Origin of the sequence: Vreelandella subglaciescola (genome assembly GCF_900142895.1) — a bacterium.
Lineage (GTDB): Bacteria > Pseudomonadota > Gammaproteobacteria > Pseudomonadales > Halomonadaceae > Vreelandella > Vreelandella subglaciescola.
In genome coordinates this window covers 1909859-1931527 of the sequence record NZ_LT670847.1, presented here as the reverse complement: position 1 = coordinate 1931527, position 21669 = coordinate 1909859, and the positions used below count along the sequence as shown (strand labels likewise).

At 61.3% G+C, this 21669-nt stretch carries 20 protein-coding genes; 9 read left to right on the top strand and 11 right to left on the bottom strand.

The genetic code is table 11. The features are described from left to right. Window positions 1-261 precede the first annotated feature (261 nt). Complete coding sequence (locus B5495_RS09025; protein WP_079550256.1) at window positions 262-1680, bottom strand: IS1380 family transposase; 1419 nt, start codon at window positions 1678-1680, stop codon at window positions 262-264. A 314-nt stretch (window positions 1681-1994) separates the two neighbouring features. Here B5495_RS09025 and B5495_RS09020 point away from each other — a divergent pair, with 314 nt between their 5' ends. Further along, a complete protein-coding gene (locus B5495_RS09020) occupies window positions 1995-2216 on the top strand; it encodes a hypothetical protein (protein ID WP_079553110.1) in 222 nt (73 codons plus the stop codon). Window positions 2217-2392: 176 nt separating this feature from the next. Continuing rightward, a complete protein-coding gene (locus B5495_RS09015; protein WP_172824545.1) occupies window positions 2393-3031 on the top strand; it encodes a hypothetical protein in 639 nt (212 codons plus the stop codon). A gap of 346 nt (window positions 3032-3377) precedes the next feature. Here the strand turns inward: B5495_RS09015 and hexR are convergent, their stop codons facing one another. Next, a complete protein-coding gene (gene hexR, locus B5495_RS09010) occupies window positions 3378-4238 on the bottom strand; it encodes a transcriptional regulator HexR (RefSeq protein WP_079553106.1) in 861 nt (286 codons plus the stop codon). A 285-nt stretch (window positions 4239-4523) separates the two neighbouring features. Between hexR and B5495_RS09005 the strand changes: the two genes are divergently transcribed. Then, window positions 4524-4745 (top strand): PA3496 family putative envelope integrity protein, encoded by a 222-nt coding sequence (locus tag B5495_RS09005; RefSeq protein ID WP_079553104.1) that lies wholly within the window; start codon window positions 4524-4526, stop codon window positions 4743-4745. Window positions 4746-4867: 122 nt separating this feature from the next. Here the strand turns inward: B5495_RS09005 and cysI are convergent, their stop codons facing one another. Both cysI and B5495_RS08995 read right to left on the bottom strand, forming a co-directional pair. Beyond that, the gene (cysI, locus tag B5495_RS09000) at window positions 4868-6586 is read right to left on the bottom strand and encodes an assimilatory sulfite reductase (NADPH) hemoprotein subunit (RefSeq protein WP_079553103.1); all 1719 of its coding nucleotides are present in this window, start codon (window positions 6584-6586) and stop codon (window positions 4868-4870) included. Then, window positions 6586-8388, bottom strand: a complete 1803-nt coding sequence (locus B5495_RS08995; protein WP_079553101.1) for an assimilatory sulfite reductase (NADPH) flavoprotein subunit — start codon at window positions 8386-8388, stop codon at window positions 6586-6588. Before B5495_RS08995 ends, cysI begins: the two co-directional genes overlap by 1 nt. Before the next feature lie 327 nt (window positions 8389-8715). Between B5495_RS08995 and B5495_RS08990 the strand changes: the two genes are divergently transcribed. Continuing rightward, complete coding sequence (locus B5495_RS08990) at window positions 8716-9960, top strand: NAD(P)/FAD-dependent oxidoreductase (RefSeq protein WP_079553100.1); 1245 nt, start codon at window positions 8716-8718, stop codon at window positions 9958-9960. A gap of 134 nt (window positions 9961-10094) precedes the next feature. Here the strand turns inward: B5495_RS08990 and B5495_RS08985 are convergent, their stop codons facing one another. After that, window positions 10095-11447: a sodium-dependent transporter gene (locus B5495_RS08985; protein ID WP_079553098.1), complete on the bottom strand. Its 1353-nt coding sequence runs from the start codon at window positions 11445-11447 to the stop codon at window positions 10095-10097. Between the two features lie 580 nt (window positions 11448-12027). On the opposite strand from B5495_RS08985, the gene B5495_RS08980 reads away from it, so the two are divergent. Genes B5495_RS08980 through aroQ form a run of 3 tightly spaced genes read left to right on the top strand, consistent with a single transcriptional unit; the run spans window position 12028 to window position 13319 of the window. Further along, on the top strand, window positions 12028-12411 hold the full coding sequence (locus B5495_RS08980) for a fluoride efflux transporter FluC (protein WP_172824544.1): 384 nt from the start codon (window positions 12028-12030) through the stop codon (window positions 12409-12411). Continuing rightward, window positions 12411-12794, top strand: coding sequence for a fluoride efflux transporter FluC (locus B5495_RS08975; protein WP_079553095.1), 384 nt, complete (start codon window positions 12411-12413; stop codon window positions 12792-12794). The genes B5495_RS08980 and B5495_RS08975 overlap by 1 nt, the downstream gene beginning before the upstream one ends. Window positions 12795-12842: 48 nt before the next feature. Beyond that, entirely contained in the window at window positions 12843-13319 is a 477-nt protein-coding gene (gene aroQ / locus B5495_RS08970) for a type II 3-dehydroquinate dehydratase (protein ID WP_231897143.1), read from the top strand. A 13-nt stretch (window positions 13320-13332) separates the two neighbouring features. Here the strand turns inward: aroQ and B5495_RS15035 are convergent, their stop codons facing one another. The 6 genes from B5495_RS15035 to hemC form a co-directional block, all read right to left on the bottom strand. Beyond that, window positions 13333-13971 (bottom strand): FUSC family protein, encoded by a 639-nt coding sequence (locus B5495_RS15035; protein WP_079553093.1) that lies wholly within the window; start codon window positions 13969-13971, stop codon window positions 13333-13335. Continuing rightward, complete coding sequence (locus tag B5495_RS15030) at window positions 13971-15224, bottom strand: FUSC family protein (protein WP_079553092.1); 1254 nt, start codon at window positions 15222-15224, stop codon at window positions 13971-13973. The genes B5495_RS15035 and B5495_RS15030 overlap by 1 nt, the downstream gene beginning before the upstream one ends. 168 nt (window positions 15225-15392) lie before the next feature. Next, window positions 15393-16664 carry a heme biosynthesis HemY N-terminal domain-containing protein gene (locus B5495_RS08955; protein ID WP_079553091.1) on the bottom strand — a complete coding sequence of 424 codons (1272 nt, stop codon included), beginning with the start codon at window positions 16662-16664 and terminating at the stop codon, window positions 15393-15395. Further along, window positions 16661-18070, bottom strand: a complete 1410-nt coding sequence (locus B5495_RS08950) for a uroporphyrinogen-III C-methyltransferase (RefSeq protein ID WP_079553089.1) — start codon at window positions 18068-18070, stop codon at window positions 16661-16663. The genes B5495_RS08955 and B5495_RS08950 overlap by 4 nt, the downstream gene beginning before the upstream one ends. Window positions 18071-18086: 16 nt before the next feature. Beyond that, window positions 18087-18863, bottom strand: a complete 777-nt coding sequence (locus tag B5495_RS08945; RefSeq protein WP_079553087.1) for a uroporphyrinogen-III synthase — start codon at window positions 18861-18863, stop codon at window positions 18087-18089. Window positions 18864-18865: 2 nt separating this feature from the next. Further along, entirely contained in the window at window positions 18866-19804 is a 939-nt protein-coding gene (hemC, locus tag B5495_RS08940; protein ID WP_269457127.1) for a hydroxymethylbilane synthase, read from the bottom strand. Between the two features lie 271 nt (window positions 19805-20075). On the opposite strand from hemC, the gene argH reads away from it, so the two are divergent. Together argH and lptM are read left to right on the top strand one after the other, a co-directional pair. Further along, complete coding sequence (gene argH / locus B5495_RS08935; RefSeq protein WP_079553086.1) at window positions 20076-21479, top strand: argininosuccinate lyase; 1404 nt, start codon at window positions 20076-20078, stop codon at window positions 21477-21479. Then, window positions 21476-21664: an LPS translocon maturation chaperone LptM gene (gene lptM / locus B5495_RS08930; RefSeq protein WP_079553084.1), complete on the top strand. Its 189-nt coding sequence runs from the start codon at window positions 21476-21478 to the stop codon at window positions 21662-21664. Before argH ends, lptM begins: the two co-directional genes overlap by 4 nt. Window positions 21665-21669: the final 5 nt, after the last annotated feature.

Below are 21669 nucleotides of genomic sequence, written 5' to 3'. Positions count from 1 at the left end.
GCGCAAACTGTCCGGCTTTTGGCTAGAACCCGCCTTATTCATCAGGACGCCGAACGAGCGTTTTACGTCCCGTGGTGACCGGGACCGACCGGCTTTTATGTCATACGGTCGCTGAGTAGCCGATTAGCACATAGCTTTATCGTATCAATGCCGTGATATTTATAACTGAAGTTTATTGGTTTCGAGTGACGGCGCAGCCGTGGTCGTCGGCCTCCATAGTGGCCGTTTTGTCTGCTGGAAAAGGCTGAGTAATGCGACGTGTCAGGTCAATGCCGTCAGCCGCGGCAACCCCTTCAGTAAGGATGGCCACCATTTGTCGGCGGCATCGCCGAGGTGCACGGTGATACGCCGGGCGTGCACTGTCAGCGTGGCGGCCACCTTGAGCACCTGCTCGCGCATCCGCTTCAGGCTCCAGCCCTGCCGGGTCTGTCGTTCCAACAGGCAACGCAGCCCGTGTAGCACCTGATAAGCGCAGAGAGTCAGCAGCAGGTTTACCTCGTTGCGGGCCATGACGTCCTGGACGGTGGAGACACCGCGATCAGTCGAGGAGAGATGCATATCGAGCGACGACTTCACCTCGCCCATGTGGGCTTCGGCGCTGCCGCGCTTGCGATAAAGCGCCAGGACCTTTTCCGGCGGCCAGTCGAACTTGCCGAGATTGGTGACCAAAAAGAAGGCATGCAGCAGCAGATCATCGGGCCGCTCTTGTACCACCAGCACCACGCGCCGCGGCGCCGGCCAGGTACCGGCTTGGTACGCCAGGTCATGGCACCATTCCCGAGGTTGCTCGGGGGGCCGGCCGCGTGGCCGCTTCAGATGTGGCGCTGCCAGTGTCTGCAGGCCCGTATGACTGCGCAACCGGCCCAGATACTCGATGTCGCGATCTTCCAGCGCCTCAAGCGTGTCGTTGTCGGTGAAGCCGGCGTCGATGCGCACCTTGACCTTGGCCCCGGTGCTCTCGTTGAGTCGCCGCACCAGATGTGGGATCCAGGTATCGGCATTCTCGGCTGGGCCGGCGTTACCTTCACGCAGCAGGCCGCCCACCATGTCGCCGGTCTCTGCCAGCGAGGCCACCAAAGGCGAGTAGATTCTGGCCCCGTAAAGTCCATGAAACGCCGAACCGCCCTGGTGGCCGTGAACGTCGATCGGCAAGCCGTCGATGTCCAGCGTCAGATGCTCGGGGCGTTCGCCGCCGTTCAGCGAGGTCAGTCGCCAGACCGCCAGCCGCAGCAGGCCCTCATGCACGGTATCGATATTGTCGTCGCGGCCCAGGCACGTCAGCAGCCGCGACAGTGTCGCTTGAGATGGCCGGTCCTGAGCCAACGGCGTTGTCCCGCGGGCATCACTGCAGGCTAGCTGCCAGAGCGGGTCACGGCGAAGCGTATCGGTATCGCTGAGGTCGATCCAGCCCATCGAACGCTGCAGCACCAGGGTACGCAGCTGGCTGGCTAACGAGTGGCGGACGCGATCCGGGTCGCGGTGATCGACCAGATGGTCGTCCAGCGCATCGATCATGCCGCTGTTGTCGAGGGCTTCACGCAACAGCAAAGCACCGCTGTCGCTGGTGGTGCGATGGCCGCTGAGCTCGACGCGGATGGACCCGTTGCATGACGGGGTCCAGGGGGATAAGCTTTCACCCATGGCGAGTGGTCCTCTTGAATTGTGTTCGTTCAGGAACATCTTGATTCTACAAGAGAAACTGCTCGCCATCTTCTTTTCTGTCTCAGCCCGGTGAATTAGGCGGGTAGAAGGCAGACAGTTTGTCCATCGTTTCGGGCATTGCCAACTACTAGGGTTTTTTACGCAATGTCTGTACGCGAAAACGGCGAAACCTGGCCACCAGCCTCTGGTGGCCATGACATAAATAAAACGACCGATTGGCAGCCCCAGCATTACTAGATTCCTTCATCGCGCTGGTTTCAATGTATGGTAGTAGCGCGAAGGTGCGCCAAATCCGGCCTTCGCAGTTAGTGTACTTTATATAGGAGAAGTCTATGCAAGATATAAGACGTCTTGAGGTTGGCATGACCACAAGGATTGGCATTCATCAGGTGGAGGAGCCTGAGGTGGGCAGGGAATATGTCCGAGGGATCGATTCCAATAGCTGGCTCCTATTTACCAAAGACATGGCCGATGACAGCCCAGCTGTTATTCGTATTGATAGTATCGACGACGATGTGTGCCACTGCACGGTCACAAGAAAGACAAACAAATAGCAGCGCTTATCATAATTATTTATGAATCAATCTTGGTCGCAGAAACTGAGTTAAACACCTAGAAGTTTTGCTAAGGTGTTGCACTCAGTTTCTGCGGCAAAGTAGTTACTACATTTAATATGTAAAAGGTAGATAATATGTGGGATTTGATAACTCAAAACAAAGATATACTGATCGTGTCAACTAATTTTGGAACTCTCATAATTTGGTTAGTCTATGCCCAGTTACTTTATTCTGGATTTCGTCGCCAGCGAAGTCCAAAATTAATAATCAATAGGGGTAGTAAAAAGGACATAAATGCACTTTGCATAATTAGCAATATGAGCGCTGAAGCTATTTTTATATCATATGTTTTCGCAGAGATAGAAACAAACCAGGGCACTATTGAATTAGATGTAACAGATTTAGAACATATTTCTAGCGAAGACAACAACAGTGAAAACGATAGCGACCCTAATGTTCATGGCGACCCTATAGGTAAGCTGTCCGATAATACCCGACAAGGCCCTCTCGCGTCGGGAGGATATTTACATATCGGTAGTTTTAATTCACTTATATGTCGAATAGGGAAAGAAGAAGGTTTAGATATGGACGGCCATATTCCTCGAGGAAGTCTAGAATTTATTAGTATCTCTATACTTTTGGTTGCAATATATGGCCCAGAAAAAATGCCAGTGGGGGCAGAACGCCGGTTCAGGTTGAATAACAAAAATAGCAAATATTCCCTAACTCCAGAGGATTGGGATACTAAACTTTTAACTTCTCGAAGACAGCGTATAAAGTTAAATGATCGTGTGAATAGATTTGATTCATAAGCTTTTCAACGTCTTGATTAAGTGCTTAGTCTAAAACTTACACGTATCATCCGGGTCAGAATCTCTAACACGGATGGAATTATGTCAAGGCGTTTCGTTAGCCCCAGTAGCTTTCAACCGATCTGCCTCATTCCTCAGGGACGATAAGTTCAGGATTACCCGCCTTATTTTGAATGCTTTTGCTAGGCCACAGGCTGTGACTACCTGAGATATACCGCTTCCAGCTCGTCGTTTCCGCTACTTTTTTGAGCCACACGCCTACTAGTAGCTCAAAATTTGGTGCCGCATGAAAAGCGCCCCGCCAGCAGATAGCCGGCAGGGGCGTTATCCGGGCGTGGGTGGCGTATCAGCGCGCGCCGCCGTCGGGAAAGCGCAGCGGGTGGAGGCTTTTCTTAACCGCTTGAAGCTGTTCGGCAAGCTGCGGCCCGCGGGTTTTGGCCACGCCCACGGCGAGCACGTCGACCAACACCAGATGCGCGATGCGCGAACTCATGGGCGTGTAGATTTCGGTGTCTTCGAACACGTCGACGTAAAGCGGCAGGGTAACCTCGGTGGCCAGCGGCGAGCCGCTGGGGCAAAGGCCGATCACCGTGGCGCCGGCTTCGCGCGCTAGCCGTACGCTTGCCACCAGCGCGCGGGTGCGCCCGGTCTGGGAAATGGCCACCACTACATCGCCCGGGCTAAGCGTGGCCGCCGACATGTTCTGCATGTGCGGGTCGGAATAGGACGAAGTGGAAATCTGCAGGCGGAAGAATTTGTGCTGGGCGTCTGCCGCCACCGCGCCAGAGGCGCCAAAGCCATAAAACTCCACCCGGTTGGCACCGGCCAACGCATTCACTGCGCGCCCCAGTGCCTGATGATCGATACGGTCGCGCACCGACAGCAGCGTGCCTACAGTGGAGTCGAAAATGCTGTGGGAAAACTCGGCAATGGAGTCGCTGTCGTTCATCGAGAACTGGGCGAACTGGCTGCCGGTTGCCAGCATCTGCGCCAGCTGGAGCTTGAAATCCTGAAAGCCGCCGCAGCCCAGCGCCCGGCAAAAGCGCACCACGGTTGGCTCGCTGACCTTGGCTTCGGTGGCCAGATCGACAATGCGCATGTGGATGACTTCGTCGGGGTTTCGCAGCACAAAGCGCGCCACTTTCTGTTCGGAGCGGCGAAAGTGCTCCATGCGGTGTCTCAATTCATCGAACAGGGCACGGCTCACGGCAGGCTCCTTGGTGTTAATGACGGCTTTGAATAACGGGGTTACACGACCGGGCTGAACAACAGGCGCACACCGTTGAATGACAGGACGGGGACGAGTCGCCGAATTATCGCACGTTTGTCACGTTGGGCGTATTTAGCTCCGTTTCGCTACGCCCTTCATCATTTTGTCACTTGGGCTATAGTAATAATGGAAGTGGTAATAAAGGAAGTGCCGCGCTGTAGGTAACACGGGCGTCACGGACGCGGTCAGGCGCGGGTATCAGCCTCTGGAGGAACGTCGATTATGCGTAATGTCGAACGAGTCACTTCGGTCAAGACTCAGCTGCTGGATATTTTCATGACCATGGAAGTGGACGAACATGAAAACCGCCGCCGCGACTCGGCCAAACGCCACCTGCGTGCCCGCCGCGGCATTGAGCTGCATCGCGAAATTCAGTCGCTCGCCCGGCAAATTGCCGAGCTCCCCGATCCCCTGGAAAAGCACGCCGACGGCGGGCTGCACTGAGGCGTGGCCAGGCTAGCCACGTTAAACGTCAGGCCATAACGCATCAGGCATAACGCAAACGCCCCGCCGGCAAGCACTGACCGGCGGGGCGTTTGTGTGTGCGACGTACGGCGTGGGTGCTGCTAAACCGCGTAGGCCTTGTGGAACACCTCGGGCGGGCGTTCGGCATCGACGATGCCACCACGGATCAGAAAGTCGCCGAAGCCTTCGCCGTCGTTACGCTCGGCAGCAAAGCGCTCAAGCATCGGCTCGAGCAGCTCAAGAATGGTGGCCTCGTCGATGTTCTCGCGGTAGAGGCGGTTCATGCGTTCGCCGCGCTCGTCGCCGCCAAGGAAGAGGTTGTACTTGCCCAGCGCCTTGCCGGTCAGGCCGATCTCGGCCAGGTACGGTCGCGCACAGCCGTTGGGGCAGCCGGTGACGCGCACGTTGATCGGTGTATCGGCAAGCCCGGCCTTGTCCATCAGCGCGTCGAGCTTGTCGGTCAGCGATGGCAGGTAGCGCTCGGACTCGGCCATGGCCAGCGCGCAGGTGGGAAAGGCCACACACGACATGGAGTTGCGTGCCAGCGCAGAGATCCCGCTGCCGTCTTCCAGCCCGTAGTGATCGACCAGCGTCTGAATTTCAGCCTTCTTCTCCGGCGCGACGTTGGCGATGATCAGGTTCTGGTTACAGGTGATGCGGAAATCGCCGGTGTGGATTTTGGCGATGTCGCGCAGGGCGGTGCGCAGCGCGAGCTCGTCGGTATCCAGCACGCGGCCGCTGCGGATGGATAGCGTCAGGTGCTGGTTACCGTTTTCGCCTTCGACCCAGCCAAAGCGGTCGCCGCTATGGGTGAAGACGTAGTCGCGCACCGGCGCCATGGGCGTACCGTGGTATTCGGCAAAACGTTCCAGAAACCACTCGACGCCGTGGTCGGCCATAGTGTATTTGAAGCGCGCGTGGGTGCGCTCGGTACGGCAGCCGTGGTCGCGCTGGATGGCGGCGATGGCCTCGCAGGCGTCCACGACCTGGTCGGCGGGCACGTAACCGGCGACGTCGGCAAGGCGCGGGTGGGTGGCTTCGTTACCGTAGGTCATGCCCATGCCGCCGCCCACGCCGACGTTAAAGCCGACCAGCTTGCCGTCTTCGACGATGGCGATCAGGGCGATGTCGTTGGACAGCACGTCGGCGTCGTTTTCCGGCGGTACGGCCAGCGCAATCTTGAATTTACGCGGCATGTAGTAGTAGCTGTAAAACGGCTCTTCTTCCTCTTTACCCGGCTCGTCCTCGCCCCGCGCTTCAACGCGGTCTTCGCCCAGCCAGATTTCGGCGTAGGCCCTGGAGCGCCACTTCAGCCGCTCGCTGATGTCCACGGAGTAGCGGTGGATATCGGCGTGCACCTGAGACTCATGCGGGTTGACGTTGGATACCACATTACGGTTGACGTCGCCGCAGGCGCCTTTGGTATCGAGCCCCAGCGCGTCGATGGCACGCATCAGCGGGCGCATCTTGTGCTTGAACACGCCGTGAAACTGGAATGTCTGGCGCGTGGTCAGCTTCAGGGTGTGGTTGGCGCAGTCGCCGGCGATGTCATCCATCCCCAGCCACTGCTCGGGAGTGAGCACGCCGCCGGGCAGGCGCAGGCGCACCATGAACATGTGCAGCGGCTCGAGGCGCTGGCGACGGCGTTCGTCGCGTACGTCGCGGTCGTCCTGCAAATAAGTGCCGTGGAACTTGGTCAGCTTATTGTCGTTGTCCGAGATCGCGCCGGTGGCCAGGTCGTCAAGCCCTTCGGCGATGGTGCCGCGCAGGTAGTTGCTTTCGCGCTTGATGATCTCGGCATCAGGTAACTTGTCGCTCATTAGTAGATATCCCGCTGGTAGCGTTTCTGGCGGGTCAACTCCCGCAGGTAGTCGGTGGCATCTTCTTCGTTCTTGCCGCCGGCGTCGATGATCACGTCGAGCAGCGCGCGGTGAACGTCGGGCGCCATCCTGTCGGCGTCGCCGCAGACGTAGAGGTAGGCGCCGCGCTCAAGCCAGCGCCAGACGTCTTCGGCGTTTTCGCGCAGACGCTGCTGAACGTAGACTTTTTCGCCCTGATCGCGGGAGAACGCTACGTCGATGCGGTCGACCACGCCCTGACGGCGCCACGCCAGCCACTCGCTCTGGTAGAGAAAGTCCGAGTGGAAATTGCGGTCGCCGAACAGCAGCCAGTTGGCGCCTTCGGCCTCGCGCTCTTCGCGTTCCTGCATAAACGCGCGGAACGGAGCGATGCCGGTGCCCGGCCCGATCATGATCACCGGCGCGGCGTCGTCCTCGGGCAGACGGAAGTGTTTGTTGGCTTCGATATACGCCGGCACGGTGGTGTCGTCCGCGAGGCGGTCGGCAAGCCAGGACGAGGCCACGCCTTCGCGCTTGCGCCCCTCGGTTTCGTAGCGCACCGCGGCGACGGTCAGATGGACTTCGTCGTCCACGGCAGACTGGCTCGAGGCGATGGAGTAGAGCCTCGGCGGCAGCTTGCGCAGCGTCTCGATCAGCGTCTGGGCGTCGAGGCCTGTAACCGGCGCGTCTTCCGCGAGGTCGAGCAGGTCGCGTCCGTAAAGCCACTCGGTGAGCTTGGCGTTGTCAGTCGTCAGCTCGGTAAGCTGGGCGCTGCCGCTCAACGCGGCCCATTTTTCCACCACCGGGCGCGTCAGCAGGGTGATTTCGCGGTGATGCTTCAGCGCGCCGGCAAGCGTTGTCTCGATGTCGCCGGCAGTAACCGGCGTGTCGGCATCAAGCCCTAGCCGTTCGATGATCGCGGCCACCAGCGCCGGGTCATTCTGCGGGTAAAGCCCCAGCGAATCGCCCGGCTGATAGCTCAGGCCCGAGCCTTCAAGCGACAGCTCGATGTGGCGGGTTTCCTTGCTCGAGCCGCGGCCGTTGAGCCACTGGTTGTCGAGCACCTCGGCCATGAACGGATAGCGGCGGGTATACGCCTCGGTAGTGGGCGCAGCGCTCACGCCACCGGCGGTGGGCATGCCCGAGGCGCCGGCTTCGTTTTGCAAACGCTCGATCAGGGTTTTGCACCAGGCCTCGGCCTCGTCGTCGTAGTCGACGTCGCAGTCGGCACGCTCGACCAGCGCGGTGGCGCCCAGCTTGGCAAAGGCGGCGTCAAAATCCTTGCCGGTCTGGCAGTAATGCTCGTAGCTGGTGTCGCCCAGCGCCAGCACGCCGTACTGCAAATGCTTGAGCGACGGCGCCTTGCGGCCGTGGATGAACTCGTGGAGGTCCAGCGCGTTATCCGGCGGCTCGCCTTCGCCGTGGGTCGAGGTGACCACGACCACGTAGCTTTCGCTTTTCAGCTGGCGCGGCTTGTAGTCGGCCATATCCAGCACCCGGGCATTAATGCCGTGGGCGTTGGCCTGCTCGCCGAGCGCTTCCGCCAGCCCTTCGCAGTTGCCGGTTTGCGAGCCGTAAAGCACGGTCAGCGAGGGGTGCTCCTGGCCGGTATCACCGGCACCTTGGGCGGCGGCGGTACCTGGCGCGCCCGGCTGAGCGGCCTGATGGCCGGCAATAAAGCCTGCCAGCCAGTCAAACTGGTGGGGCGCCAGCGTTTCTAACAGGCGATTCAGGCCGTTGGCCTGATCAGCCGATAGGGGAGAATTACTCGGATCAATTTTCATAGGGCATTTTTCATGAAATACGGTCAGCATGGTTAACATTTTTACGTAACCTACCACCGGAGCGCCGGGGGTTTGTAAAAAGATTGATATTGTTTTGTGATATTAACCGACCTATTTTTTATATGATCTTGTTATAAGGCGGCGTGTTCGCTACCTTAATAAATGAAATTATCTTTATAAACAACAGGTTAAAAAGATAGCGGGCTAAATGGCGACGCATGACGCTAGAGCTATGTATTTGATATGTAATTATATGCTCAATAGTTATTAAGAGTCGCCCGCTTAGTGCTTTATCGTTTCATCCATGCTTAAACCAAGGAGAGACACATGCCAACGGAATCCGAAAATCGCCGTCATCAGGTCGTTATTATCGGCGGCGGTACGGCCGGCATCACGGTGGCCGCGTCGTTGTTGCGCCGCCGGCCGGGGCTTGACGTAGCCATTGTCGAGCCGTCCGGACAACATTATTATCAGCCGGCCTTTACCCTGGTGGGCGGCGGCACTTACGCGCTGGATAATACCCGCCGGGCCATCCGCGACGTGGTGCCCAAAGGCGCGACGCTTGTTCAGGCGGCGGTTACCGCGTTTGACCCCGACGAGAACGCCGTGCAGCTCGACGACGGTCAGCGCCTGGGCTATTCGCAGCTGGTGGTGGCGCCGGGAATCAAGCTGGACTGGGGCCGTGTTGAAGGCCTTGAGGCAACGCTGGGCAAGAACGGCGTATGCAGCAACTACAGCCCCGAGACGGTGCGCTATACGTGGCAGTGCCTGGACGGCTTTACCGGCGGCAACGCCATCTTTACTCAGCCGCCGCCGCCGCTGAAGTGCGCCGGTGCGCCGCAGAAAATCGCCTATCTGGCCGCCGATCATTTCAAGCAGAAAGGGATCAGCAACAACAGTACGCTCAAGTTTTACAGCGGCGGCGGGGCGCTGTTCAGCGTGCCCGCGTTTGTACCCCCGCTTGAGCGAGTGGCCAAGCGCCACGGCGTTGAGGTGCTGTTATCTCACGATCTGGTGGCGGTAGACGGTGAGCGCAAGGTTGCCACCTTCGAGACGCAAAACGCCGAGGGTGAAAAGACCCGTGTCGAGCAGCCCTTTGACCTGCTCCACGTGACCCCGCACCAGTGCGCGCCGGATTTCATCAGCCAGAGCGCGCTGGCCAACGCCGGCGGCTGGGTCGAGGTCGACAAGGGCACGACTCAGCACGTGCGTTACCCCAACGTGTTCTCGCTGGGCGATGCCAGCTCCTTGCCGACGTCCAAAACCGCCGCTGCGGTACGCAAGCAGGCGCCGGTGACGGTAAAAAACCTGCTCGCCGAAATTGACGGCAAAGCGCTTACCGCACAGTACGATGGCTATACTTCCTGCCCGCTGGTGACCGATTACGGCCGCGTGATGATCGCCGAGTTTATCTACGACGGCGTGGTCACGCCGACGCTGCCGCTTGATCCGTTCAAGGAAACGCGCTTTTACTGGGTGGTGAAAAAGCACCTGCTGCCGGCATTTTACTGGAAACAGATGCTCACCGGCCGCGAGTGGGATATCGCCCACAAGCCGCGCAAGACGTCCTGAATGTCGTGAAGGCGGCAGGATAAAGCGCCATCGCGACAGACCGGCGTGAAAGGACAGGCAAAACAGACAGGCAAAAAAAAGCGCCCGGCCAAAATGGCCGGGCGTTTTTATCTGGATCACCTGTGGCTGACGGCTTACATCAAGCCGATAACGCCGGTGATAAACACCACCACCACGCCGATGGGCGCGACAACGCGGGCAATCACGTTCCACGCGGTGACGCCGGCGGCAGACAGCCCCAGCTCCTGTTCCACGCTTTTGCGGTCCAGGCACCAGGCAGCGAATACAATCGAGCCCAGGCCGGTCAGCGGCAGCAGGAACTTGGCGGTGAAGGTATCGAGCAGGTCAAAGATGTTCAGGCCAAAGACCAGCACATCCGACCAGACGTTGAACGACAGCAGTGCCGCCACGCCCAGCAGCCACACGGCCGCGCCGCTGATGAGCGCGGCACTGACGCGCGGCAGCGAGGTACGTTCTTCGAGCATTTCCACCGTGGGTTCCAGCAGCGAGATCGCCGAGGTCAGCGCGGCGAAGGTCAGCAGCAGGAAGAACATCAGGCCAAGAATCGTACCGCCGGCCATGTTGCCGAAGGCCAGTGGCAGGGTGACGAAGATCAGCCCCGGCCCTTCGCCCGGGCTCAGCCCGTTGGCAAACACGATGGGGAAGATGGCCATGCCCGCCAGCAGCGCAATCGCGGTATCCAGAATGATCACGGTGCGTGCGGTGCTGATCAGGTTCACGTCCTGACCCAGATACGAGCCGTAGGCCATCATGATGCCCATGCCCAGCGACAGGGTGAAAAACGCCTGCCCCATAGCCGCAAGTACCACGCCGCCGTCAAGCGCGCTCCATTCCGGGCGGAACATGAAGGCCATGGCTTCGCCGAAGTGGCCGGTGGTCATGCCGTAGCCGACCAGAATCAGCATTAAAATGACCAGCGCCGGCATCATCGAGCGTACCGCGCTCTCAAGCCCTTTGGTGACGCCGCGCGCCACGATGGCAACCACCAGCACCATAAAGGCCGTGTGCCAGCCCAGCAGCGTCATGGGGTTTGCCAGCATGTTGCTGAACAGCGCACCGATGCTGTCCGAGTCGCCGCCGCTGAAGGTGCCGATCACCGTGCCCAGCGTGTAGTTGAGCGACCAGCCGCCGATGACGCTATAAAACGACAGAATCAGAAAAGCCGCCAGTACCCCGGTAATGCCAATACCCATCCAGGCACGCGGTTTGCCGTTCTTTCTGGCCAGCTCGGCCATGGTATCCACGGGGTTTTTCTGCCCGCGACGGCCCATCAGCCACTCCGCGACCAGAATAGGCAGCCCCACCAGCGCGACACAGGCCAGATACACCAGCACGAAAGCCGCGCCGCCGTTTTCCCCGACCATATAAGAAAAGCGCCAGATGTTCCCGAGGCCCACGGCTGATCCCGCAGCCGCCAGCACAAAAGTCATTCGCGATGACCACTGTGCATGAGCAAGTTTTGCCATACATCACCTATTATTAAAGTGCGTTATAGTAAGTTATTTTGGATGCGCTAAAGGCGCATCGTTTCGGAATTCAGGGTACGCCAAACGCACTGGACGTTTAGCGTTACCGTATGCCAGCGTTGTTCCGAAAGTATGTGCAATTTATCCGATCAGTGCAGTGTGTACCAGCCGGGTGCGACAAAACCTGCGTTGAAACGCCGTTTTCCGTGGCTATACACAAACGGGGAAGAGGTTTTCCCCTGAACTATCCACAGGCAATCCTGTTTTTTTGAACGCCTAAATAGCCGCTGAGAAGCGCGTTGTCAATACGCTATTGTCGATTTTTGCCCCCGTCCTTCTGCGTGGAAACGCCGTGTAACAGGCTTTTGGGCCATTTTTCCACAGGCGGGACAGGGACGGAACGGTCGGCGTGAGGAACCCTCGTTGAGCGTGTCAGAAAAGCCGGCGGCCCTTTGCCAACGATGTTATCAACAGTTTGAAAAGGCGCTCATAAGCTGTGGATAAAACGATGAATAACCAGCGTACAGCGCAGCGTCGAGGCTGCCTTGCAGCCCGGCCGCAGGAGATAACAGGAGAACCTATGTTAAGTGTGACGACGCTGATCGGCGTGATGGCCGGCGGTGCCCTTGGCGGCGTGCTGCGCGCCTTGGCGAGCCGGTTGGGCGCGCGCCACCTGGGCGAGACGCTGCCCTGGGGCACGCTAGGCGTTAACTATGCGGCGGCGTTGGCGCTGGGCGCGCTTGCCGGGGGTATGGCGCAGAGCGAAACGGCCGGCCTGTTCTGGGCGTTTGCCGCCACCGGCGCGCTGGGCGGGCTATCGACGGTGTCGTCGCTGGCCCAGCAAAGCCTGGGGCTGTGGCAGCAGCCGCGCCGGGGCGCCGCCGTTGTCTATTTGACGCTGAGCGTAGCCGGCGGCATCGCGCTTGCCGCGGTGGGCTATGCGCTGGCGGGAGGGGGTAGCTGATGACCGCGTTACCGTTTTATGGCGCCGTGGCGGCGGGCAGTGCGCTGGGCGCGGGGCTACGCTATTTGGTGGCGCTGGTCGCCGTCGCGCTCATGGGGCCGGCGTTCTGGGCGGGAACGCTGGCCGCCAATCTGCTGGGTTCAGGGCTGATCGCCTGGTACTCGACTCGGGCGGCGCGTTCTCCCCACGGCGCGCTGGCACGCTGGCACGGTTTCTGGACGGTCGGCGTGTGCGGCGGCTTTACCACGTTTTCCCTGTTCAGCGTGGAGGCGGTGATGCTCTGGCAGCGCCAGCAGCCGCTGTTTGCGTTTGTTTATGTGGGCGTAAGCGTCGCCGGCTGGCTGATGGCGGCACGCGCCGGACAGTGGCTTGCCGAGCGCTGACACGGCAACATGGATTCACGACCAGAGACACGCGGAGGAAACCCTTAGATGGCAACTGAAAAGATGGCAAATGAAAAAGGTGCGCTGAAAGTGCTGGTGCTGCACGGTCCCAACCTGAACCTGCTGGGCACCCGGCAGCCCGAGATTTACGGCGGAGAAACCCTGGCCGACGTTAACAACGCGCTGGCAAGCCGGGCAGAAGCGGCGGGCGTGACGCTTGCGCACTGGCAAAGCAATCACGAAGGCGAGCTGATCGACGCCATTCAGGCGGCGCGCGACGACGGCACGAGCGCCATCATCATCAATCCGGCGGCCTATACGCATACCTCGGTGGCGATTCTTGATGCGCTCAACGCCTTTGACGGCACGGTGATCGAGGTGCATATCTCCAACGTGCACAAGCGCGAGGCGTTTCGCCACCACTCCTACGTCTCGCTGCGTGCCGACGGCGTGATTGCGGGGCTCGGCACTCAGGGCTACCACGCCGCGCTGGACGCGGTGATGGCGGCGGCCAGCAAGCCTTAAGGTCAGGCGCAGCTTAGCGGTGGCGCAGCGCGGCGGTATCGGCAAGCGCGTGGCGCATCTGTGCGGCAACCTCGGGAAGGGCGTCGCCCTCTAACGGCAGTGCAGTAAGCGCCTGGGTGACGGCGTCGGGGTCCTGGGTCAGACGGCGCAGCGCCTGTAGTAGACGGCGAGCCGCTTGCTGCTCGGCCTCGTTGAGCTGCGAGGTGGACAGCAGCGTGCGCAGCTGAATCACGGCATCGGCCAGGTTGAGTATCCCCAGCGTACCCGCGTGGCTTGCGCTACCCGCTTCCTGCGCGCGGCCGACGTGGATCATCAGCCGCAGCAGGCGGCGATACATGCGGCTGTGCCAGCGCGCGTCGGGGGTTAGCCCGTCGCTTTGGCCGCACAGGCGTTCGATATCGCGCAGCATCAATCGGGAAAGATAGCCGGCGCGCCGCGTAGGGTCGCGGGGCAGCAAGCGGTAGGCCAGCGCCACCAGCGCGATGCTGGCGATCAGCGAGCCGGCGTCGAGCAGTACGTTGCCCGCTGCGGTCGGCGCCTGCAAAAACGGCTGGCTGGCGAGCATAAAGCACATGTTGCCATCCAGCGCCGGCACCTGCGTTTTGCTGCTGGCGCGCGCCAGGCCGCCGAACAGCATAAAGGGCGCCAGCATCAGCAGATATCGCCCAAACCGTCGGCGTGGGGCATCAGCCACAGCCGGAACGCGGCGGCCAAGCTCACCCCCACGATAATCCCCTGCAGCATGCGCGGCGCCAGCGCCTGGGGCACGTCCATGCTCGACAGCACCATGGTGAAGGTGCAAAGCCCCATCGCCGGCAGCCAAGCGTTATCCCACCCCGAGTAGGCTACCAGCAGCCCCGCCATCAGCGTGACCATGGCGCTGGCCGACCCGGCGATCAGCGCCGAGGGCAGGTCTTTGCGCGTGGGCAGGGTCACCATGTGTGGCAAGTGCCGGTGAGGCGAGCGCCGCTCAAGCCAGGCCTCGCCGGCTATTTCGGCCTGTTCTAACCGCGCTAAAAGGCGCGCCAGCCGCGGGGAAAAATCCTGGGCGTGGTGTGCTGCGCGGCGTAAGGCATCGGTAGCATTGCCGTTATCAAGTGGCTGGCCGAGGGTATCGGCGGCGTCGTTAAGCGCCGCTGCCAACGCCGCAGGAATAGGCTGTTGGCCGGTGAGCCGGGTCATCGCCAGCAGGCTCAGCGTGGTAGCCACAAAGGCACCGCTTACCAGCGCGCCCGACGAACGCCTCAGCGGGCCGGCATGGCTGGGGCCCAGCTGCTGCTCAAGCTGCGTCAGGGTCAGCAGCAGTTCGCCGTCGGGGAGCTGTTGGCTAGCGTGGGCGGGGCGCCGTGCCAGCTGTTGGAGCGCGTCGCCGGTGAGGCCGCGCACGCGGTTGAGCAGCTCGCGTTGGGGCGGCGCGGGCAGCAGCACCAGCCCCATCGCAATCACGCAGATAACGCCGATCAGCGTGCAAACCACCCGCGCCATGGCGATGGCTGCGCCGCCCGAGTCCGCCGCCATGCTGGGCAGCAGCACTACGCTTGCGGTTAGTCCCGCCATTAGCGCAGCGTAGCCAAACGAGGCGCGGGTAAGGTGGGTGAACGCCGCGCAGCCGCCGGCCCAGCTGGCCAACAGCACAAGCGTTAGCGGGGTGGGCAAGGGAGCGGCCAGCAGCGCAAACCCCACCGCCGCGCCGGCCAGCGTGCCCACCAGGCGGTACACGCCGCGCTCCAGCAGCAGCCCACGGGAGGGCTGCGCCACAATCCACACCGCCATGGGCGCCCAGAAGGCGTTGGGCAGGTGAAACAGCGAAGCGATGGCAAAGGAGGTCAGCGCCATCGCCGCCGTGCTGGCGCCAAATACGGCGGTTTTGCGAGTCAGGCCCAGCGTCTGGGCAATAGAAATCATCGATAACACGGCAGTGGTCTAACGTAGTGGGTGTTAAAAAGCATAAGGGAAAGACAGAGATTAAACACAGCAGCGCAAAACATCATGCACGCAAAAGGGCGCCCGCAGGCGCCCCTTCAATACGCAGCTTTTAGCAATACACGTTTTCAGCGTGTCAGTTGCACGGGGTCAGGCGCTTTTCTTGCCCTTGCCCTTGGCTTTTTCCGAGATGCCGTCGGCGCCCTGGGCTTCGCTTGGCTGGGGCAGTGACGGCAGCGACTTCGCCAGCATTTCTACGCTGTGGCGGTAGTAAAGCTGGCTCTTGTTGTGCTCGCCAAGGCTGGCATAAAGGCGGGCAAGCTCGGCACAAACCACGCCGTTGGGGCGCTGACGCTGGCTGGTTTCAAAGTATTCCTGCGCCTTGACCCAGGCGCCGGTGCGTAGCGACAGCCGCCCGCAGGCCAGCAGCAGCTCGGGGTCGTTGGGGCGTTCCTTGAGCCAGCCTTCGGCCTTGGCCAGCTGGCGGCGAGCGTCCACGTTCAACAGCCCGTAGCGCTTGACCAGCCGTGCGTCCCAGTGGAAGTCCAGCGAGTGGCTGAGCAAGCGCTCGGCAATGGTGTCTTCACCGGCCTGCACCAGCGCTTCGGTGTAGAGCACGATGAGCTCGGTATTGGCGCGCAGGTAGTCGGGCATATCGGCCCACAGGCTGCGCACACGCTCGATATCGCTGGGGTTTTTGGCCTCGAAGAGGATCAGCTCGCGGTAGGCGCGGGATTCGAGCTGTTCGCGCTCGGTCTGGGAAATCAGCTTTTGCGCGGCCAGTCGTGGAATCAAGCGGCGCAGGCCGTCCCAGTCGTTGACGCTGAGGTGAACCTGCTTGAGCAACTTGAGCACCTGCGGGTGGTTGGTCAGCTTTTTGTCCAGACGGTTGAGGATCGCCAGCGCTTCTTCGGGCTGCTGGCGGTCGATCATCAGCTGCGCCTGCATCAGCCCGATGGCGGCGTCGGCGCCGTCGGTGGTGAGCTGCGCCTGATTCAAATGTTCCTGTGACTTGTCGTAGTGCCCCTGATAGTGCGCGGCCAGCGCGGCGGACAGGTGGTTGACCAGCGGCGTGCTGGAGTCATCGGCGGCATTCGAGAGGGTTTTCTCGGCTTTTTTCCAGCGCCCTTCGGTCAGCGCCACCAGCCCGCGTACGGTGCGCTTCATGGCGCGGCGGTTACGCGCGCGGCCGTTCCAGCGGCGAAAGCGACCCATGGGGCGCAGAATGCCGGTGAGCAGGCGTAGCACGAAGTGGAGAGCGATAAACGCGGCGAGCAGAACCACCAAGCCAAACCAGAACGAGGTTTGTACCGAGGTTTCGCCCACGCGGATCAGCCAGTAGCCGGGCACCGACATCATCAGGTGCCCGAACAGCGCGCCGAGAGCCAGCCCGGCGACGATCAGCAAAATGAGTTTTCTCATGCGTCACCTCCGCCTTCGCGGCGCGTTTCAAAACGCTTGTCGATGAACTCGGCAAGCGCCTGCTGGGAGCCGCTGATATCGGGTAGCTCGGGCGTGATTTGCGTTTGCTTGAGCTCTTTCAGGCGGCTGATAACGCTTTGCGTATCGGGGCGCTCGGTGTCGTAGTAGCCGTTGAGCAGCTCCAGCGCGTCGTCGATGCTGGCGTCATAGAGCTTTTGCTCTTGCTTGAGCAGAGCAATCTGGGACTGCTCAATAATCAGCCGCAGGCTTTGGCGCAGGTAGGCTTCCTGCTCGGGGGTGACCAGCGTTTCCAGCCCTTCGTCGTGTTTGCGCACGACCACCAGATCCTTGAGCTCGTCGCCAAAGCGTGCCAGCTGGCGCTGGAAAGTGCCGCTGGGCGCCTCGTCCATGCCGGATTCGACTTTTTCAGCCTCTACGTCCTGATCAAGGTGCAGGGTCTGGATACGCTCTTGCTGGGCATCGAAGGCAAGGTACAGGCCGGTGCGGTCAACGTCCGGTACCGCGTTCAGGGCAGCCAGCTCGCTGGCGATTTCGCGGCGTACCGGGGTCAGCGCGGGGTTGTCGGCGTCCACCAGACGGTCATCGGCAGACTGCAGCAGCGCCGCCGCGCCTTTCACGTCGCCTTCAAACTGCAGGCGCTGGTTGGCCAGACGCAGCAGGTAGGCGGCTTCGGCATGGAGCCAGTCGCGATCGTCGGTTTCCTGCTCCTGAGAGAGTTGAGTGAGCACTTTGTCGAGAGTGCTATCAACGCTTTGGCGGTAGTCGGAAAACTCGCTGCGCAGCGATCCCAGCGTGTTGTCCAACGCCTGTTTGCGGTCTTTTTCGCCGCTGTCCAGACGGGTTTCAAGCTGGCTGACGGCTTGCTGCGAGGCGCTTTCGCTGGACAGCGCGTCAAGGCGCTGCTGCTGGTTTTCCAGCCGCTGCCAGCCCTGCCAGGCGAGAAATGCCACTACCAGCGCAACAATCAGCACCAGCACGATGGCGATAATACCGCCTTTGCCGCCGCCTTTTGGTGGCTTGCCACCGCCCTCTGGTGGTTTACCACCGTTCTGTGGTGATTTAGCGCCGTTGTTTGGTGGCTTGCCACCGTTTTTTGGTGGAGTGTTGCCACCGTTACCGCCCGAAGTCGGCTTGGCCGGTGTTTCCGCCGGTTTACCACCGCTTGCATCAGCGGTAGATGAGGCCGGCGTCGACGCGGCCTGAGCCGATGCGCTGCCTTCGGTTTTGTGCCCGCCTTTGCCGCGCCGGCGCGAACGGTTGGCGCCGCCGTTGCCGTTGTTTTGGCCATTGCCGTTACCGCTATTGCTTTTGGCGTCGGGCGTGGCGTCATCGCGCCCGGCATCTGCCTTGCGCGCGTCGTCCTGATCATTGGAGTGTTGAGTCATGTGTCACTAGCCTTTGTTAAAGTCCTTGATCGACATCGGCGCCCGGTGAAGAGCCAACGCGCGCAAGCGCAGCGAGTAATGCGGGCGGTGTTGCTCCCGACGCCACCGTAGTGGCCGTAAAGCCCAGAGTATTAGCCAGTGTAGCCAAACGCCGGCTGGAAACGATTAGCGGTTGGTGCAAGGCACCGTGGTGGCACCATGTTGCCAGATGTTGCAGCAATTCGCCGCTGGTCACGATCAACGCTTGATAGCGACCGGTGTGCAGCTGCTGCACGGCCGCCGGTGACGGCGCCCTATAGTCGCGGCGGTAGATTTCGCTACGGGTCACCCGGGCGCCGCGCTCACGCAGCGTGTGGGTCATCAATAAACGCCCGCCCTCACCGGCCACCAGCAGCACTTTTTGCTCGGCCAGCTGACGCAGCGACGGCAGCGTCAGCAGGGCTTCGCTAGTGTCTTCCACGGCATCGGTCGGCGGCGTGCGTACGCGCACGCCGAGCCGCTGATGCAGCGCCTCGGCGGTGGCGGTGCCGACGCTGTAATAGTCAATGCCCACGGGCAGCTGCGGCCAGTAGCGCTCCAGCGCATCGCTCAGGCAGTGCGCCGCAAACGGGCTGACCACAATGATTTTCCGGTACTGATCAATATCCAGCCACAGGCTGCGCTGCGCGGGCGTCTCGGTGAGAGGAACAAGCTGCATGATGGGCAGCATGTCTACCGCATAGCCGTTTTTGCGCAGGGCATCGGCCAGCGCATCGCCGCGCTCGCCGGGGCGGGTGATCAGTACCGGTAGCATGGCTACTGGCGTCCGTACACGTCGGCGAGGATATCGCCGGCGCCCTGATCGAGCAGCTCTTCGGCCACGCGAATGCCCAGCGCTTCGGGCTCATACATCGAGCCTTTGCCCTCGGCACGCAGCACTTCGGTGCCTTCGGGGTTGCCTACCAGGCCGCGCAGCCACAGGGTTTCGGCGTCTTTGTCGAGAATCGCGTGGCCGCCGATAGGCACCTGACAGCCGCCTTCCAAGCGTGTGTTCATGGCGCGCTCGGCGCGCACGCGGGTGGCGGTGTCGGCATCGTCCAGCGGCGCCAGCAGGCCGATCATCTCGGGATCGTGCAGGCGGCACTCAATGCCCAGCGCGCCCTGGCCGCAGGCGGGCAGGCAGAGTTCCGGCGGCATTGCATGGGCGATGCGCGCATCAAGCCCCAGCCGCTGCAGGCCTGAGGAAGCCAGAATGATGGCGTCAAACTCGCCTTCGTCGAGCTTGCGCAGGCGCGTTTGCACATTGCCGCGCAGGTTGAGGATCTCGAGATCCGGGCGCGCTTCGCGCATCTGCAGGCCGCGACGCAGGCTGGCCGTGCCGATCTTGGCGCCTTCGGGCAGCTCGTCGATGCTTTGGTAGTGGTTGGACACAAACGCATCGCTGGGGTCAGCGCCGGCAAAGATGACCGACAGCCCCAGCCCTTCGGGGAAGCTCATCGGCACGTCTTTCATTGAGTGCACGGCGATGTCCGCGCGACCGTCGAGCATGGCTTCTTCCAGTTCCTTGACGAACAGCGCCTTGCCGCCGATCTTGGACAACGGCGTATCGAGGATCTTGTCACCCTTGGTCGACAGCGCCACCAGCTCGACCTCGAGCTCCGGGTGGATTGCCATCAGGCGATCACGCACGTATTCGGCCTGCCACATAGCCAGTTGGCTTTTACGCGTAGCGATACGCAGCTTGCTAATGGACACGTTTCTCTCCCTTGGGCCGTTAAACGACCGTATAAACGATGATATGCCTTATCATAAAGCACCTGAGCGGTTTGGAAAAATCGCGCCCCACGGCATGCCGCAGGCTGTGGCGACTCTGGTACACTTTCGCTCAATGCCTTTAATCGTGATTTAAATCCAGAGCATGACCTAAATCCGAGCCATGAGCCAAATCAGCGGCCGCGACCGGGCGTCGCTGTGCCGTGGGCGCCCGATCTTGCGCTTCTCTTTTCATACGTAAAGGACTTCTGCCATGAGTCAAGCCACCAACCAGTCCTGGGGCGGTCGTTTCAGCGAGCCGACCGACGCTTTTGTCGAACGCTTTACCGCCTCGGTCACGTTTGATCAGCGACTCGCACATCAGGATATCCAGGGCTCCATCGCCCACGCGACCATGCTGGCGCGGGTGGGCGTGCTCAGCAACGATGAGCGCGACGCCATTGTGGCGGGGTTGAACGAGATTCGCGCTGAGATTGAACGCGGCGAGTTTAACTGGTCGGTGCCGCTTGAAGACGTTCACATGAACATCGAGGCGCGGCTGACCGAAAAGATCGGCGTTACCGGCAAGAAGCTGCACACCGGCCGTTCGCGCAACGATCAGGTGGCAACCGATATCCGCCTGTACCTGCGCGACGCCATTGACGGCGTGGAAGCCGAACTGATCCGCCTGCGCGACGGCATGGTGGCGCTTGCCGAGCGCGAAGCTGACACCATTATGCCCGGCTTTACCCACCTGCAAACCGCCCAGCCGGTGACCTTTGGCCACCATCTGCTGGCGTGGCAGGAAATGCTCGCCCGCGATCACGATCGCCTGCTCGACTGCCGCCGGCGCATGAACGTGCTGCCGCTGGGTAGCGCCGCCCTTGCCGGCACCACCTACCCCATCGACCGCCACGTCACCGCTGAGCTGCTGGGCTTTGAGCGCCCCGCGGAAAACTCGCTGGACGCGGTGAGCGATCGCGACTTCGCCATCGAGTTCGCCAGCTTCGCCAGCATTCTGCTGATGCACATGTCGCGCATGAGCGAAGAGCTGGTGCTGTGGAGCAGCGCGCAGTTTGATTTCATCGACCTGCCCGACCGTTTCTGCACCGGCTCCTCGATCATGCCGCAGAAGAAAAATCCCGACGTGCCCGAGCTGGTGCGCGGCAAGACCGGGCGCGTTTACGGCCACCTGATGAGCCTGCTGACGCTGATGAAGTCCCAGCCGCTGGCCTACAACAAGGACAATCAGGAAGATAAAGAGCCGCTGTTTGACACCGTGACCACGGTGCTCGATTGCCTCAAAGCCTTTGCCGACATGGTGCCGGCCGTCGAGCCGAAAAAGGCCAACATGTTCGAAGCGGCGCGTCAGGGCTTCTCCACCGCCACGGACCTGGCCGACTATCTGGTGCGCAAGGGCGTGGCCTTCCGCGATGCCCACGATATCGTCGGCCAGTCGGTGGCCTACGGCCTGCAGCAGGAAAAGGACCTCTCGGAAATGACTCTGGACGAGCTCAAGCGCTTTTCCGAGGTGATCGAGCCCGACGTGTTCGACGTGCTCACCCTTGAAGGCTCGGTCGCCGCGCGCAATCACATCGGCGGCACCGCGCCGGATCAGGTCCGCGCCGCCGCCAGCCGCGCTCGTGCCGCTCTCGCCGACATCAAGGCCAGCACATGAGCCGTTTATCACTCAGGGCGGTAAGCACCGCTGGGGCTGCGTTGCTGATTGGCATGACGATGATGCTGGCCGGCTGCGGCCAGAAAGGGCCGCTGTACCCGCCGGACGCCGAGAACGCCGCGCCAGCTGAAAACGCCGTCGAACCGACTGATGCTATCGAGCCGGCCGAAACAGCTGATCGATAAAGAGG

Bases quoted from the DNA above. Each gene is read 5' to 3' on its own strand.
- B5495_RS09025 (WP_079550256.1), bottom strand. From the start codon at position 1,680: ATGTTCCTGAACGAACACAATTCAAGAGGACCACTCGCCATGGGTGAA.
- B5495_RS09020 (WP_079553110.1), top strand. From the start codon at position 1,995: ATGCAAGATATAAGACGTCTTGAGGTTGGCATGACCACAAGGATTGGC.
- B5495_RS09005 (WP_079553104.1), top strand. From the start codon at position 4,524: ATGCGTAATGTCGAACGAGTCACTTCGGTCAAGACTCAGCTGCTGGAT.
- cysI (WP_079553103.1), bottom strand. From the start codon at position 6,586: ATGAGCGACAAGTTACCTGATGCCGAGATCATCAAGCGCGAAAGCAAC.
- B5495_RS08995 (WP_079553101.1), bottom strand. From the start codon at position 8,388: ATGAAAATTGATCCGAGTAATTCTCCCCTATCGGCTGATCAGGCCAAC.
- B5495_RS08990 (WP_079553100.1), top strand. From the start codon at position 8,716: ATGCCAACGGAATCCGAAAATCGCCGTCATCAGGTCGTTATTATCGGC.
- B5495_RS08985 (WP_079553098.1), bottom strand. From the start codon at position 11,447: ATGGCAAAACTTGCTCATGCACAGTGGTCATCGCGAATGACTTTTGTG.
- B5495_RS08980 (WP_172824544.1), top strand. From the start codon at position 12,028: ATGTTAAGTGTGACGACGCTGATCGGCGTGATGGCCGGCGGTGCCCTT.
- B5495_RS08975 (WP_079553095.1), top strand. From the start codon at position 12,411: ATGACCGCGTTACCGTTTTATGGCGCCGTGGCGGCGGGCAGTGCGCTG.
- aroQ (WP_231897143.1), top strand. From the start codon at position 12,843: ATGGCAACTGAAAAGATGGCAAATGAAAAAGGTGCGCTGAAAGTGCTG.
- B5495_RS15035 (WP_079553093.1), bottom strand. From the start codon at position 13,971: ATGCTGGCGCCCTTTATGCTGTTCGGCGGCCTGGCGCGCGCCAGCAGC.
- B5495_RS15030 (WP_079553092.1), bottom strand. From the start codon at position 15,224: ATGATTTCTATTGCCCAGACGCTGGGCCTGACTCGCAAAACCGCCGTA.
- B5495_RS08955 (WP_079553091.1), bottom strand. From the start codon at position 16,664: ATGAGAAAACTCATTTTGCTGATCGTCGCCGGGCTGGCTCTCGGCGCG.
- B5495_RS08950 (WP_079553089.1), bottom strand. From the start codon at position 18,070: ATGACTCAACACTCCAATGATCAGGACGACGCGCGCAAGGCAGATGCC.
- B5495_RS08945 (WP_079553087.1), bottom strand. From the start codon at position 18,863: ATGCTACCGGTACTGATCACCCGCCCCGGCGAGCGCGGCGATGCGCTG.
- argH (WP_079553086.1), top strand. From the start codon at position 20,076: ATGAGTCAAGCCACCAACCAGTCCTGGGGCGGTCGTTTCAGCGAGCCG.
- lptM (WP_079553084.1), top strand. From the start codon at position 21,476: ATGAGCCGTTTATCACTCAGGGCGGTAAGCACCGCTGGGGCTGCGTTG.